This window comes from Bacillus sp. T-10(2022) (genome assembly GCF_056502895.1).
In genome coordinates this window covers 3,094,946-3,110,415 of sequence record NZ_CP113518.1, presented here as the reverse complement: position 1 = coordinate 3,110,415, position 15,470 = coordinate 3,094,946, and the positions used below count along the sequence as shown (strand labels likewise).

Below are 15,470 nucleotides of genomic sequence, written 5' to 3'. Positions count from 1 at the left end.
ACGTTCTGTGATAATTGTATAGATGCTTCAATTTTATGGGGTGGTTTCAATGGCTTGATAGATTCGTACTGATATTGAACGCTTAGACCAATTTGGTAAGGAGCGTGTATTTGCGTGGTTAAAAACTACCCTTACACCATTATTTAAATCAAAATCCATATTTCTTGAAGTGAATGAACGGAAAGCTAATAAAGGATTTCGCTGCATTTACTGTGGAATGGATGAAATTGTTCGCTTTGGTAAAACTGCACAGGATCGTCAACGTTATAAATGCAAATGCTGTGATAAAACATTTACGGAAACTGCTGATACGCCTCTCTATCATTGTCGAAAATCTGAAAAATGGATTGACTTTTTATCATGCTTGATTGATGGTATGAGCTTGCGTGATAGTGCCAAAGAAATTAGCGTTCATTACGTCACTCTATTCTACTGGAGACATAAAATCCTAACAGCCCTTGCACAAATCAATGCAGAAGAACTAAATGAAATCGTAGAAGTTGACGAAACCTATTTTTTAGAATCACAAAAAGGGGCAATCCCAACACACCGATCTTCTCGAAAACGTGGTGGAAGTGCTAAAAAAAGAGGTCTTTCCACTGAACAAATCTGTGTGCTGATTGCTCGTGATCGAGAGAAAAATACATTCTATAAAGTCATTGGACGTGGAAAGCCTACAAAAGATAGCTTAGAACTCCATTTAGGTAATCGACTAGGAACAGATTTTGTTCTTTGTTCCGATGCTCTTAGAGGTTATAAATTACTTGCAAAGAAGCATCATATTCAACAGTATGTGTTCAAAACTGGAGAAACGTGTCAAAGGAATCTACCATATCCAAAATTCAATAGCTATCACTCTAACGATGGCTCAATCGCTTCTATGGTATTTCTACGAAATACCTAGAAGGTCATACATTGTTCAACTATCTTGATCAGCTAAGATTTGAGCTTGCAGTGGATGTGCTAATGAATAATGTCTCTGATACCAATAATGATATTCGTTTAAGACAAGTTGAGTACGTTTAATAGCTATTTGACGACATAGATGACTAATAAAGAATGTTATGAAATGATTGTTTAAGTGACTATAATAATAATGGAAGACAAGTTCCGATAAATTCCGTATAAAAAATATCGAGTGAGTAATAAATTTTAACGATAATATGTATTTGTAAAGGAGGGAAATGAATGTTACAAGAATTCAATAATTTAATGGATTACATCGAAACACATTTAACGGAAGATATCTCTGGAAAAGATATATCAAATATTGTAGGACTATCTGATTATCATTTTAAAAGAATGTTTTCGTATATGGCTGGAATGTCATTGAATGAGTATATCAAAAATAGGAGATTATCAGTTGCGAATGTTGAATTAATAAACGGAGCAAAAGTGACAGATATTGCTTATAAATATGGCTATCAATCTATAGAAGGATTTTCAAGAGCCTTTCGTGGATGGAGTGGTTTTTTACCTTCAGAAGTAGCTAAAAACAAAATTCAAAAATCATTTCCCAAATTTTCATTCTTTATAGATATAAGAGGAGGAATATCCATGGAATTCAAAATTGAAAAAAAAGAGAAGTTTAATATAGTAGGTGTATCGAAAAGAGTGCCAATACAATTCGAAGGTGAAAATAATGCTATCTTAAAACTAGCCCAGTCAATTACCGAACAACAAAGAAAAGAAATGCATCAATTAGCTGATTTATATCCTCATCAAGTCTTGAATGTATCTTATGATTTTGATGATGGTTTCTTGGAAGAAAAAGGCTACTTAACTCATATGATTGGTTTTGCAACTACAAAAGAAAATCCATACGATGATTTAGAGCAAATTTCTATTGAAGAAAGTTTATGGGCAATTTTCCCTAATCAAGGACCATTTCCTGCTACGCTTCAAGAAACTACCGCAAAAATTTATTCTGAATGGTTGCCTTCTTCAGATTATGAAGTAGCAGATATACCTGGAATTTCTTTTACAAAGCACAGTGGTACATCGGAAAATGTATATAGCGAAATTTGGATGCCAGTAAAGAAAAAAGTTAGCGATAAACTCGGATGATTATGATATTTACAGAAGTGTTATTCCGTAAAAACTTCATTAACCAGATTAGACCAGTCAGTAGATATTGACTGGTCTTTTTGAATTTGATGAAAAATCAGGGTTTTTTCTGTGTATTTTAGAAAATTTTAAGATTTGTGTGATATGTTTTTTTAAATACTAAGAAAAGTTATCGTGGGAAACATTTATTTATGCAAGAACAGCAGATAAACAACTTTTCTATAAAAGAGTAAACGAAAGATCGATACGGGGTGAAAATATTTGTCAATTAAAATGAGGTTTCTGTTGTCCTACGTTGGCGTAATTCTTATTTCCATCACTTTGTTTTTAGCAGCTGGATTTTTACTTATTTTTGCGATAACAGGTGATGTAAAAGCGATAGAGCATTTATACAAAAAATCTTATCTCCAAAAACCTTTGACTGCATTAGAGGAAAGTGTGTTCCTCGATTTAAAGCTTTTGGCAAAAAATAACCCTGAGCAGCTTCTAAACGAAGAACAGCTGAAGAAGATTGAACATGGAGATATAAAGATTGTCGTTAGAAAAGGTAAAAACATTGAGTATGCGTCTCAAACACTAGATAAGCTAGGCTTGATACAATCACTTCCCAAGTTCGAAGAAACGAACATCAATACGCGGGACACAATCAAAATGAAAGACGCTTTTTTCACTTATGTGAAGTTTGATTATTATTTTTCGGATAAAAGTGAAGGAAGCATTTTTGTATTGAGAAAGGCAAGTTCATATGCCGAGCTGACTCGAGAGCTCTTTCCCATTTTATTCGCTCTATTGTTATTACTGTTTGTAATGATTATTGGACTATTAAATTATTTAGTTTCACGTAGCATCATCAAACCGATCTCAATTCTTAAAGTAGGCGCAGAGCGGATAAAATCAGGAGATTTAAACTTTGAAATCAAAGCGACTTCGAATGATGAAATCGGACAATTGAATAGAGCGTTTGAGGAAATGAGAAAAAAGTTAAAAGAGTCCGTAAACATTCAGCTTCAGTATGAGGAAAATCGCAAAGAGCTTCTCTCCAATATTTCCCATGATTTGAAGACACCGATCACTTCGATTATGGGATATGTTGAGGGGATTAAAGACGGAGTAGCAAACACCCCACAGAAAATGGACAAGTATTTATCGACTGTATACCTAAAAGCAAGAGATATGGATTCATTGATAGATGAATTATTTTTATTTTCCAAGTTGGATTTGAAAAAAGAACCATTTACTTTTGAAACGGTCAGATTAGATAAGTATTTAAAAGACTACGTAGAAGAACTTCAACTGGATTTACTTCAACTAGGAATCCAGATTGAACTTCATCAGGTGAATAAACCGATATACGTGACAGCGGATAGAGAGAAACTGAAACGCGTATTGGCCAACCTGATCAGCAATTGTGTAAAGTATATGAATAAAGATGAAAAACACATTTCCATTTCTCTGCATGAAGGACTATATGATGTTGTTGTACAAGTAGCGGATAATGGCTATGGAATAGAATCTTCTGCTTTGCCTTATATATTTAACCGCTTTTATCGTGCTGAGGAATCTAGAAATTCCCGGACAGGTGGAAGTGGTTTAGGACTTGCGATTGCAAAAAAAATTATCGGCGAGCATGGTGGAGATATTTGGGCTACTAGCGAGATAGGAAAAGGTACAAGTGTCTTTTTTTCCATAAAGAAAGGTGAGGAAATGTGAAAAAGATATTACTTATTGAAGACGAAGTCAGTATTGCTGAATTGCAAAGGGACTATTTGGAAATTAATGATTTTAGTGTCGATATTCAACATACTGGTGATGCAGGTCTCCAACAGGCCCTTCAAGGAAATTATCATTTAATCATTTTGGATATCATGCTTCCAGGGTTGAATGGATTTGAGATATGCAAACAAATACGTGCTGTCAAGAATATCCCGATTTTGCTTGTATCCGCCAAAAAGGAAGATATCGATAAAATCCGGGGGCTTGGTCTAGGGGCAGATGATTATATTACAAAGCCATTTAGTCCAAGTGAACTAGTTGCAAGAGTGAAAGCGCATATAGCGCGGTATGAACGTTTATCAGGAAGTCACCCCAAATCTAACTCAATCTATGTTCATGGAATTTCAATAGATAAGTCAGCACGCAGAGTTCACATAAACGGAGAAGTGGTCCCGTTTACAACAAAGGAATTCGATACTTTAGTGTTTTTTGTCATGCATCCGAATCAAGTATTAAGCAAAGAGCAGCTTTATGAAAATATTTGGGGATTGGAATCGGCTGCAGATGTTTCGACTGTCACCGTCCATATCAGGAAGCTACGTGAAAAAATCGAAAGAAATCCTGCACATCCCAAATTTTTGGAAACCGTTTGGGGAGCAGGGTATCGCTTTAATGTTTAAATAGCATGTTAATGAACCGTCACGAAGGTGGCGGTTTTTTTTATAAACATTAAGAAATTTTATTAATAAGTTAATCATTTTTTAAGAAATTGTTTAGAGGGAGTTTAAGGTTAAGCATTAACATTATGAAGACGGAATAAGTAAGCAACTAAAAATAAAAGGGAGAAAAAAACATCATGGAACCTAAAGAACATGTCGATTTGCTACATAAGAAAGACGGGAAATCCTTTTGCAGCTGTGAAGTACATACAGGGAAAGGATGGTGTGTTTCATGTGGAGACGGCTAAAGATTGTCATCGGAAGCCTTTTCATCCTTCAAGGCTGTGTCTTGACTTATGAAGTAGTGCTAAATAAACAAGAAAAGGAGACAGGAAAGGGAATGAATGAACAATTGATTCAAGCTGTAGAACGTAAAGAAACGGAAAGAATAAGAAGCTTGATTGAGCAAGGTGCAGATATAAATGCACAGGACTCAGAAGGGCGAACCGCCACTATGATTGCGACTTATAACAATGATGTAGAGACGGCAAAAATCCTTATTGAAGCGGGTGCAGACGTCAACATACAGGATGACATGAAAAATAGCCCCTTCTTGTATGCCGGTGCTGAAGGTTATATAGAAATACTTAAAGTTGCGATTGAAGCGGGTGCAGACCCCACTATAACCAACCGTTATGGAGGAACGGCTTTAATCCCTGCTTCTGAACATGGTTATGTAGAGGTTATTAAAGAACTTCTTACTAAAACTGATATTGAAGTGAATCATGTGAATGATCTCGGTTGGACCGCTTTGCTAGAAGCTATCATTTTGAATGATGGTGATGGAAAACAGCAGCAAACAGTGCAATTGCTAATAGATTATGGGGCAGATGTCAACATCCCCGATAATAGTAGTATGACCCCTTTACAACATGCCCGCGAGAAAGGGTTTAAGGAAATCGAACAAATTTTACTTACGGCAGGAGCAAAATAACCAGATCGCTATACTTTCAATTTGTAATGTCAATTGCACTACAAAAAAAACACAATATGATGAGGAGACGTAAAAAAATGAATAAAAAAGCAAAAATTTCATCAGCTTTACTACTTGGGTTAACATTGGCCATAACAGGATGTAACACAAACGCACAAGACAATAATAGTGCTCAAAAGCAGGAACAAACTGCAAAACAGAGTAAACAAGAAAATAAGTTAACCGCAGGAGAGGAAATGACTAAAATTCTTACTAGCACGAATTGGCAAGGAACAAAAGTTTATGATAAGAATAATAATGACTTAACAAAGGAGAATGCTAACTTTATTGGTCTCGCGAAATATGACGATGAAACATCGAGATATGAATTTTTTGATAAAAATACAAAAGAAAGTCGTGGTGATAAGGGAACTTTCTTTATTACCAATGGGAAGATGCGAGTGTTAATTTCAGAATCGATGGGTTACCAAGCCGTTGTTGAAATAACTGAACTGAATAAGGATATGTTTACTTATAAAAGAATGGGCAAAGATGCAGATGGGAACGACGTAGAAGTGTTTGTAGATCATATTCCTTATACTGAAACAGAACTTTCCTTTACTGATCCAGACAAAAATTTGGAAACTTACACAGGAGATGTAGTTACAGACGTTGATGGAGAAAAAATTTTATCAAGCACCACATGGAAAGGTACAGTGGCATTGGATGAAAAGGGAAATGATGTATCAAGCTATAACTCGAATTATTTAGGTCTGGCAAAATATGATGATAAAACAAATAAGTATGAATTTTTTGATGCTAAAACCGGTGAAAGCCGTGGTGATTACGGTTATTACGATGTTGTTCATGGAAATAAGATTAGAGCCCATGTTTCACAAGGGGAAAATAAGTATGGTGCAGTTCTTGAACTTACGGAGCTTAATGAAAATAAATTCACTTATAAACGAATCGGTAAAGATAAAGAAGGCAAAGATATAACGATAACAGTTGAACATATACCTTATGAAGGTGATTTGAAGCTAAAATCAACTAAGTAAATAAAAAAGGGATTTTGCATTAATAGCAAAATCCCTTTCTTGATATAGTAATAGAATGTAGTTCAAGCTTATTACGCGTTAAACTGTTCAACAGATGTTTCCAGGTCATTAGCGAGCTTTACCATCGAAGAGGTTGAGAAGGAGATGTCCTCCATGGATTTCGCTTGTTGATCGGTTGATTGGGCCACTTGCTTTGAAGCCACTGCCGTTTCCCTTGTTAACCCTGCAAAATCTTCTATCGAAGCATTGATTTCTTGAGAACTTGCTGCCATTTGCTCTGTAATGGCGGATATTTCTTGAATCTGATCACTAACATGCTCAAAAGATTTTATGGTCTGTTTAAATGTTTCTCTTGTATTCAGGACAAATTTTGTCCCTTCCTCCACCTCTTTAGTTCCAGTTTCCATCATTTTCACTGATTCATTTATGATGGATTTAAAATGAAGTAGGGACTCTTGTATATTGATCGCAGATTCCTTCGTACCCACTGCCAATTTCCGTACCTCGTTCGATACCACTGCAAAACCTTTACCCTGTTCACCGGCTCTAGCAGCTTCAATGGCCGCATTTAATGACAGCAGGTTTGTTTGCTCGGCAATTCCCGTAATTAAATGTACAATATTCACAATCTCATTTGCTTGTTCGTCCAATTTCTTTATTTCTGAGCTTGTTTGCAGCATAACATCTTTTACTTGCAGAATTTGATTTGAGAGTTCATTTATATCTTTATTTCCAATGGACATTCTAGCTGAAACATGATTTGTCTGTTCGCTGACTTCTGAAGAAGCTTCGGCAATTTTTTGTATTCCTATGGTCATTTCCTCGATGACCCTCGATGATTCTTCACTTCTGTGCAATTGTACTTCCGCAGCTCCTGCAACTTGCTGAATGCCTTTAACGATATATTGTGTGGAAGTATCCATTTCTTTGATTTTGTGTTCGATATCACTTGATGACTCCAATAGCTGGAATGACGAGCTTTTCATGGAGTTGACGATCATAGTTGTATTGGTGATCATTTCTTCAAAGGATTTCACTAAAACCTTGATTTCGTCGTTCCCCTTAACCCTTGTGTTGCTAATCAGTTTATTGGCTGTTAATAAATTTCCATTTGAAATTTCCTTTGCAGCCATGCTGACCTTGAGAAGGGGGCTTAACTTTCTAGTCAAGAACCATATTAATGCACCCACTACGATTGCCATTAAAATTACATTGATTATTATCATCAGGGGAAGGATGCCACCCAGTACTTTGCTGGCCGTAGCATCGACTTTACTGGCATCAATATCCACCCCTAGTATTCCAATGACTTCGTCCCCTTTCTTTATGGGGACAAAAACGGATAAATAGTCACCATATTCAGGATCCTGAACGATGGAAGTGGTAGAAACCTTTCCCCTCATGACGCTTTCTACATCCTGATATGAAGTTGCGGTTGTGGGGGTTAAAATGGGAGATGCTTTTTTATCTTCCTTCCCCATTCCATCTATAAGAATATGTACTTTTTCGCTGCTTTCATCAATCCCCAATGTATATACATATAATGCTCCAGTTTTTTGTTTATAATCGTCTAACTGTTCGCGTATCTCCCAATATGTAGAGGTTTCGGATTGATTACTTAAAAAATCGGCATAAGATGTTGGATTTATTCCTTGGGCGATGTTGCTTGCGATGTCTAAGCTGCTCATAGCGATTGTTTTCTCAACCGTATCATTTGTACTCTTATACATCAATAGTAAACTTCCAATTAATGTAATTACCATGCCTGTTAAAAGAACAAAACCTATTTTCGTACTGAGTTTATTCATCTTTGTTTATTCCTTCCCCGTGTTATATATTAACCATGTTTTATATATCGGTAATAATTGAATATATTTAATGAGACTTTAAAAGCTTCGGGTGGAGTTTTTTAAACTTTTATGTTAAAGCAGAATCTAAAGGAGTATGAAGGAATTGGAGAGGGGGGGAATAATAAGACCCTGTGACAGTGCTAAGCCATTTTTTAAAGATGGTAGTGTCATAGGGCCTTTATTTTTTAAAGAAAGTCAGGTTTTGCTGTAGCCGTTATGAAGATATGCGTTTATTTTTCCGTTGAAGAATCCATATTTCTATTGCACCGGAGCCAAGCAATACTCCTGAAACAATGAAGATAAGTCCAATGAAATGTGCAGGAACAATGGCTTCATTAAGGAAAAATGCTGCACCTAACAAAGAGAATAAGGTGTTTAAGTTAAGAAATATCGATGATTCGGCTGCGCCTACCTTACCAATGGCATAATTATAGCTCATGTGCCCGAGGGCAGTGGCAAAAATCGCTGAGAACAAGAAAGCCCCCCAGATGGATGGCGGTGCCGTTGCCAATGAAGATAAGCCCTCTGGTTCCTTCCATAAGCTGATGGCAAAAAGAATAAATGACCCAATCAGCATCATGTAGCCGGTTAGTAATCGTGGATCCATGGTTTTTGAGGCTTTATTAATGAGTATGAAACTCAATGCCTGTGAAAGAATGGAAAGTAAAATATCCACATCTCCCAGATTAATAGAATGAAGTCCTCCACTTCCTGCCATAACGGTAAAACTCACGCCCAGAGCACCGCATATAAAGCCAAGAAGCCGGATTAAAGTGGGCTTTTTACGAAAGAATATCATGGTCAAGATGACAGTCAATATTGGCCCCATGCCCAAAATCAGTCCAGCATTCGAAGCGGAAGTCTTCGTCAATCCCTCAGCTAAAAAATAATGATGAAAAACGACACTCAAAAGTGCTCCTCCAAAAACGTAAAAAAGTTCACTTTTTTTAGGAAGACGTATTAATCCAAAGAAGAAAAGGATAAGGATGACGACAAGAGAAGCAGTGAAAATTCTCAATGAAGTGATTGTTACGGGCTGCGTATGCGCAACTAAAATTTTAATAACTGAGACATTTAACCCCCAAGTTATCATTATTCCGGTAAGTAAGATGTATATTTTCAAAAAACTCATTCCAAACAACCTTTCAAACTTATTTAACAATTGATATATTATACAACTTTCTCCAAATTAATAGCAAAGAGTAAAATTTGATTGAAAAGCCCTTGGATGAAAAATGAGAAACTATTAATCATAAAAAAAGAGGGAAGAAGTAATTCCTTCTGATTTCCCTTAATATTGTAAATTTAGCTGGAATATAATATAAAAATAGCAAATAAAAATAAAATTACAAATTATCAAACTTTTCTATTGTTTTTGGTAGGGTTTTCATTTACAATTTCCTTATGATTTACCAAACCGGTTTAGTAATTAACTAAATCGATTTAGCAAAAAGTGATATGATCAAATGTTTTTCTTTTTATTTGTGATTGTTCGAAAGAAGGAGGTACTGTATTGTCATCAAAATATGGTGTTTTAACGCTGGGCGACGCCATGATTACGCTAAATCCGGAAGAAACAGGACCTTTAAGATTCGTAACCCGTTTTGAGCGAAAAGTAGGAGGCGCTGAACTGAATTTTGCAATTGGCTGTGCAAGGCTAGGCATGCGGGCAAAATGGATAAGCCGTTTAGGCAAGGACGAGTTCGGCAGAGTTATCTATAATTTCGCTCGTGGGGAAGGCGTGGACATGAGTGATGTTGCCTATGTAGATGGATATCCAACATCCCTTAACTTTAAAGAAATCAGGGAGGATGGTTCCGGAAAGACATTTTATTACCGCTATCAATCACCCATTTTAACTTTAAAACCGGAAGATATAACTGAAAAGATGTTTGAAGAGATTGATATAGTCCACCTTACTGGAGTATTTTTGGCTATAGATCCCAAAAATGTGGATATTGCCATGAGGGTAATGGACATTGCGAAACAAAAAAATATACCTGTTTCTTTTGATCCGAATATCCGCTTAAAGCTATGGTCCATCGAGGAAGCAAGATCAGTTTATTATAATATTTTTCCATATGTTGATATTTTGCTTACAGGTTTAGATGAAATAAGATTGATCATCGGAACTGACTCTAAAGAATCATTGGCGGAATTCGCAAAGGTGAATGATATTGATCAGCTTGTCATCAAGGACGGTAAACATGGTTCAAAACTTTATACCAAAAATGAATGGCATGAAAAAGACGCCTTCCCAGTTATACCTGTAGATACTGTTGGTGCGGGAGATGGTTATGATGCCGGTTATATTTACGGATATCTACATGGCTTATCAATTGAAGAAAGAATGACATTCGCAAATGGTGTAGGAGCTCTTGTCACAACTGTTGCAGGGGACAATGAAGGATTACCATATTTGGATGAAGTAATGCCATTCATACAGAAAGAGGCCGTTATAGAAAGATGACTGAAAGAAATGAGGGAAGGAAATGGCAACAGTTACGATTCAAGCCGAGGAAGCAAAAAGATTAGTCATACAACAGCTGACAAACGTGGGTTTAAATGAAGAAAATGCCGGGAAAATCGCGGAAGTATTGGTTCATGCCGATCTCAGAAATGTCAATTCTCATGGTGTTTTGCGAACAGAGCATTATGTGAACCGTTTACAGGCAGGAGGCATAAATCCCGATGCACAGATTTCCTTTCAAAAGACAGGGCCCGTTACCGGTGTGGTTGATGGAGATGATGGTTTTGGGCATGTGATCAGCGACGTGGCCATGGACCATGCAATCGAAATGGCCAGAGATAATGGCGTGGGCATGGTGACTGTTTTTAATAGCAGCCATTGCGGAGCACTAAGCTATTTCGTTCAAAAAGCTGCCGATGCAAAGTTGATTGGCATCGCGATGTCACATACTGATAAAATCGTGGTCCCGTTCGGAGGAAAAACATCATTTCTTGGTACCAACCCAATCGCTTACGGAGTTCCTGCCAAAACGAAGAAACCCTTTATTCTTGATATGGCAACATCCAATGTTGCACTGGGGAAAATCCTCCAGGCACGCGAAGAGGGAAAGGAAATCCCTGAAGGATGGGGAGTGGATGAAAATGGAGCTAATGTCACAGACCCGAATAAAGTCGTTTCCCTTTCCACTTTCGGAGGCCCGAAAGGCTATGGTCTATCCGTAATTGTAGATGTGTTTTCTGGATTATTGGCCGGTGCTGCATTTGGCCCGCACATTGGGAAAATGTATGACGATCTTGATAAGAAACGGAAGCTGGGACATTATTTTTGCGTAATTAATCCTTCGTTCTTTACTGATACTGATATATTTCTAGAGCAAATGGATCGAATGATCGAAGAGCTGCAACAGGTTGAACCTGCTTCAGGGTTCGATCGCGTTTATGTACCGGGGGAGATTGAACAAATCAATGAAGAAAAAAACCTGAAACAAGGTATTACGATAGCATCAAGTGTTTACGAATTTCTTACAAAGCAGGTGGGGAAATGAAAGCGGTTCAAGTACGTAAAGCTCATGAACTTATCATTCAAGAAGTGGAAAAACCCCAGATTTCGAACTCGACGGATGTCCTTGTAAAAGTAAAAAGCGTCGGGATTTGCGGATCGGATATGCATATTTACCATGGTACCAATCCCCTTGCAACTTTGCCTCGGGTCGTTGGGCATGAAGTAGCGGGAGAAGTTGTGGAGATAGGTCTAGGCGTTTCGGGCATAAAAGTTGGTGATCACGTTGTTATTGAGCCCATCAGTTATTGCGGGGAGTGTTACGCCTGCCGCAAAGGTCGCCAAAATGTTTGTGAAAAACTTTCCGTTTTTGGTGTGCATGAAGATGGTGGGTTGAGGGAATGGTTCGTCCTTCCCGAGAAACAATTACATGTTGTGGATTCCGCTTTAGCCTGGGAAGAAATAGTTTTGGCTGAGCCATACACAATTGGCGCACAGGCCGTTTGGAGAGGCGAAGTGGAGGAAGGGGAAACCGTGCTTATCCAGGGAGCTGGGCCTATTGGAATTTGCATATTAAAGATGGCAAAGCTTCAAGGGGCCTCAGTGATGATAACGGATTTAAGTGATGAACGTTTGGAATTCGCTAAAGAAAGCGGCGCTGATATCACTGTCCATGCGGGAGAGGAAGATGTTCAAAAACGAGTGGAAGAATGGACGAATGGAGAAGGTGCCAACGTCGTCATTGATGCAGTATGCTTGCCGATGACATTTGAATTGTCCTTCGATGTCGTGTCAACGGCGGGGCGGATTGTCGTACTCGGTTTTGATGAACGTCCTTCAGCGGTTTCCCAGCTGCCGATCACTAAAAAGGAAGTATCAGTGAAAGGATCTAGATTGCAAACGAACCAGTTTCCAAAAGTGGTTAAACTTTTGAATGAAGGCAAACTCAGACATGAAGGTTTAGTCACCCATACATTTTCGCTCGATGATATCCAGGAAGCATTTAATTTTGTTGAAAATCATCCCGAACAAGTTCGAAAAGCGATCATCGTTTTTAATTAAGGGGGTAGGGATCATGGATAAACACTCAATCATACATCGAATAACGGAAACGAAAGTTGTAGCTGTTATCCGGGGACAGGATGCAAAGGAGGCGGCACAGCTTTCTAAAGCTGCTGTGGAAGGCGGTGTTCGGGCAATCGAATTGACTTATACAACACCGGGAATTGAAGAAGCTTTCAAAGAACTGCAAAATACGGAAGCACTCTTAGGGGCAGGCTCCGTACTTGATTCTGAAACGGCACGACATGCGATTTTAGCTGGCGCCAATTTTATCGTCAGTCCCTATTTTGTCAATGCCGTAGCCGAACTTTGTAATCGATACGGCGTTCCCTATATGCCTGGTTGCATGACAATTAGAGAAATGGCTACATCATTGGAAGCAGGTTGTGATGTTTTAAAGTTATTTCCGGCAAACCATTTCGAACCTTCTTTCATCAAGTCGGTTAATGGTCCACTGCCCAATGTAAGGATCATGCCAACCGGCGGAATTAATTTAGATAACATGAAGGACTGGCTTAATGCAGGCGCGGTAGCAATCGGTATCGGCAGTGACTTGAACAAAGCCTATCAGAATGGCGGCTATGAGGCCGCAGTGGAGTTAAGCAAAAAATACATGCAGAAAATTGCGGAATGATGGAGGTGCATGATGAACATTACATTTAGATGGTACGGGAAAGACAATGATACTGTTACATTGGAGCACATTAAACAGATTCCCGGAGTGAAAGGGATTGTCTGGGCACTACACCAAAAACCTGTTGGTGAGGTATGGGAAAAGGAAGAAATTAAAAAAGAAATCGAGTATATCCAATCATTTGGTTTTCACACGGATGTCGTAGAAAGTGTAAATGTCCATGAATCGATTAAATTGGGTAACGAAGATCGCATGATATATATAGAGAAATACAAAGAGACGATCCGGAATCTTTCGGAAGCAGGAGTGAAGGTCATTTGTTATAACTTCATGCCGATCTTTGATTGGACTCGGACTGAAATGTTCCATCCTTTGGAAGATGGTTCAACTGCCCTGTTTTATGAAAAGGCGAAAGTTGATACGTTAGATCCACAAGATTTAATTCGTACGGTAACGGAAGCCTCAGATTTAACTTTGCCAGGTTGGGAACCAGAAAAGATGGATCAAATCTCTGAATTATTCGAAGCATACAAAACTGTGGACGAAGAGCAGCTGTGGGCGAATCTTGAAATATTCCTAAAGGAAATATTACCTGTTGCCGAGGCTTGCGGTATAAAAATGGCAATACACCCGGATGATCCGCCATGGTCCATTTTTGGCTTGCCAAGAATCATCACCGGAGAGTCAAGCTATGAAAAACTGATCTCGATTTCGGATTCACCGTCGAATGCGTTCACCATGTGTACAGGCTCGATGGGGGCAAACCCTGAAAATGATATGGTCCAAGTGGCTAAAAAGTATGCAAACCGTTCGCCTTTCTCCCATATAAGAAATGTGAAGATTTATGAAAATGGTGACTTTGTGGAAACATCCCATCATACCCAGGATGGATCCATCAATATACAGGGCGTCGTGGAAGAATTGAATAAGCAAAATTATACTGGTTATGTCAGACCGGATCATGGCCGCCATATATGGGGTGAAGAGTGCCGCCCAGGTTACGGTTTATATGACCGAGCATTGGGAATCATGTATTTGCTCGGATTATGGGATGCATATGAAGCTGGTAAATCAGGTGGGGAATCATGATTCCCATCCATGAAAACTTAACGAACAGGGTGGCAGTGATCACTGGAGGCAGCGGTGTTTTATGTTCCAAAATGGCTGTGGAATTGGCACGTCATGGTGTCAAGATAGCTATATTGAACAGAACGGCAGAAAAAGGGCAAGAAGTGGTCGGCCTGATTGAACAAGCAGGGGGGACTGCGATATCAATCGCGGCAGATGTTTTGAATAGAACCTCATTGGAGGATGCAAGAGGGAGAATAATAGAAACGTTCGGAAGAGTGGATCTATTGATAAATGGAGCGGGAGGCAATCATCCTGATGCCATTACAGCTCCAGAGAAATATGGGGAAGAAGCAGAAGGAAAATCATTTTTTGATCTGGATGAAGATGGTTTCTCCCAAGTTTTTGCCAGTAATTTCACCGGTACATTTTTGGCAAGTCAGGTTTTTGGAAAAGAATTATTGCAAGTGGAAGCACCAGTTATCGTAAATGTATCTTCCATGAGCGCCTACGCTCCAATGACTAAAGTACCAGCATATAGTGCTGCCAAAGCTTCGATAAATAATTTTACCATGTGGATGGCTGTTCATTTTGCCGAAGAAGGTTTACGGGTGAATGCCATTGCTCCAGGATTCTTTTTGACGAAGCAAAATCGGGATCTTTTACTTAATGAAGATGGCAGCCTGACGGCAAGGTCTGATAAAATCATTACTTCAACACCCATGAAGCGTTTCGGGCAGCCGGAAGATTTACTTGGTACCTTGCTTTGGCTCGTTGATGAATCCTATTCGGGCTTTGTCACAGGAATTACGGTACCGGTCGATGGGGGCTTCATGGCATACTCGGGCGTCTGAAGCCAGGTCCAATAAAAAGGCGAACAAGTTAACGTGATTAAATTAGTTCCACGGGTTGGGAAA

The 15,470-nt window shown here is 38.6% G+C and carries 14 protein-coding genes; 12 read left to right on the top strand and 2 right to left on the bottom strand.

What is annotated here, in order from left to right; genetic code table 11:
• Positions 1-169 precede the first annotated feature (169 nt).
• The 6 genes from OSJ91_RS15155 (at position 170) to OSJ91_RS15130 (ending at position 6,470) form a co-directional block, all read left to right on the top strand.
• Positions 170-904, top strand: a complete 735-nt coding sequence (locus OSJ91_RS15155; protein WP_485889965.1) for an IS1595 family transposase — start codon at positions 170-172, stop codon at positions 902-904.
• A 284-nt stretch (positions 905-1,188) separates the two neighbouring features.
• The gene (locus tag OSJ91_RS15150) at positions 1,189-2,067 is read left to right on the top strand and encodes an AraC family transcriptional regulator (RefSeq protein WP_485889964.1); all 879 of its coding nucleotides are present in this window, start codon (positions 1,189-1,191) and stop codon (positions 2,065-2,067) included.
• A 261-nt stretch (positions 2,068-2,328) separates the two neighbouring features.
• Positions 2,329-3,777 (top strand): sensor histidine kinase, encoded by a 1,449-nt coding sequence (locus OSJ91_RS15145; RefSeq protein WP_485889963.1) that lies wholly within the window; start codon positions 2,329-2,331, stop codon positions 3,775-3,777.
• The gene (locus OSJ91_RS15140) at positions 3,774-4,460 is read left to right on the top strand and encodes a response regulator transcription factor (RefSeq protein ID WP_101225055.1); all 687 of its coding nucleotides are present in this window, start codon (positions 3,774-3,776) and stop codon (positions 4,458-4,460) included. Before OSJ91_RS15145 ends, OSJ91_RS15140 begins: the two co-directional genes overlap by 4 nt.
• Positions 4,461-4,731: 271 nt before the next feature.
• Positions 4,732-5,433: an ankyrin repeat domain-containing protein gene (locus tag OSJ91_RS15135; RefSeq protein WP_413018137.1), complete on the top strand. Its 702-nt coding sequence runs from the start codon at positions 4,732-4,734 to the stop codon at positions 5,431-5,433.
• Between the two features lie 77 nt (positions 5,434-5,510).
• Positions 5,511-6,470, top strand: a complete 960-nt coding sequence (locus OSJ91_RS15130) for a DUF4822 domain-containing protein (protein ID WP_485889962.1) — start codon at positions 5,511-5,513, stop codon at positions 6,468-6,470.
• A gap of 71 nt (positions 6,471-6,541) precedes the next feature.
• On the opposite strand, the gene OSJ91_RS15125 is transcribed toward OSJ91_RS15130, so the two are convergent.
• Both OSJ91_RS15125 and OSJ91_RS15120 read right to left on the bottom strand, forming a co-directional pair.
• Entirely contained in the window at positions 6,542-7,672 is a 1,131-nt protein-coding gene (locus OSJ91_RS15125; protein WP_485891906.1) for a methyl-accepting chemotaxis protein, read from the bottom strand.
• A gap of 862 nt (positions 7,673-8,534) precedes the next feature.
• Positions 8,535-9,452 (bottom strand): DMT family transporter, encoded by a 918-nt coding sequence (locus OSJ91_RS15120; protein WP_413018131.1) that lies wholly within the window; start codon positions 9,450-9,452, stop codon positions 8,535-8,537.
• A gap of 381 nt (positions 9,453-9,833) precedes the next feature.
• On the opposite strand from OSJ91_RS15120, the gene OSJ91_RS15115 reads away from it, so the two are divergent.
• From OSJ91_RS15115 to OSJ91_RS15090, 6 genes are read left to right on the top strand one after another with little or no spacing between them, the layout of a single operon-like run.
• Entirely contained in the window at positions 9,834-10,790 is a 957-nt protein-coding gene (locus OSJ91_RS15115; protein ID WP_485889961.1) for a sugar kinase, read from the top strand.
• Between the two features lie 22 nt (positions 10,791-10,812).
• Positions 10,813-11,835 (top strand): ureidoglycolate dehydrogenase, encoded by a 1,023-nt coding sequence (gene allD / locus OSJ91_RS15110; RefSeq protein WP_485889960.1) that lies wholly within the window; start codon positions 10,813-10,815, stop codon positions 11,833-11,835.
• Positions 11,832-12,851, top strand: a complete 1,020-nt coding sequence (locus tag OSJ91_RS15105) for a zinc-binding alcohol dehydrogenase family protein (protein WP_485889959.1) — start codon at positions 11,832-11,834, stop codon at positions 12,849-12,851. The genes allD and OSJ91_RS15105 overlap by 4 nt, the downstream gene beginning before the upstream one ends.
• Before the next feature lie 13 nt (positions 12,852-12,864).
• Entirely contained in the window at positions 12,865-13,485 is a 621-nt protein-coding gene (locus tag OSJ91_RS15100; RefSeq protein WP_350298975.1) for a bifunctional 2-keto-4-hydroxyglutarate aldolase/2-keto-3-deoxy-6-phosphogluconate aldolase, read from the top strand.
• Positions 13,486-13,497: 12 nt separating this feature from the next.
• Positions 13,498-14,574 (top strand): mannonate dehydratase, encoded by a 1,077-nt coding sequence (gene uxuA, locus OSJ91_RS15095; protein ID WP_350298974.1) that lies wholly within the window; start codon positions 13,498-13,500, stop codon positions 14,572-14,574.
• Positions 14,571-15,407 (top strand): SDR family oxidoreductase, encoded by an 837-nt coding sequence (locus OSJ91_RS15090; protein WP_350298973.1) that lies wholly within the window; start codon positions 14,571-14,573, stop codon positions 15,405-15,407. The genes uxuA and OSJ91_RS15090 overlap by 4 nt, the downstream gene beginning before the upstream one ends.
• Positions 15,408-15,470: the final 63 nt, after the last annotated feature.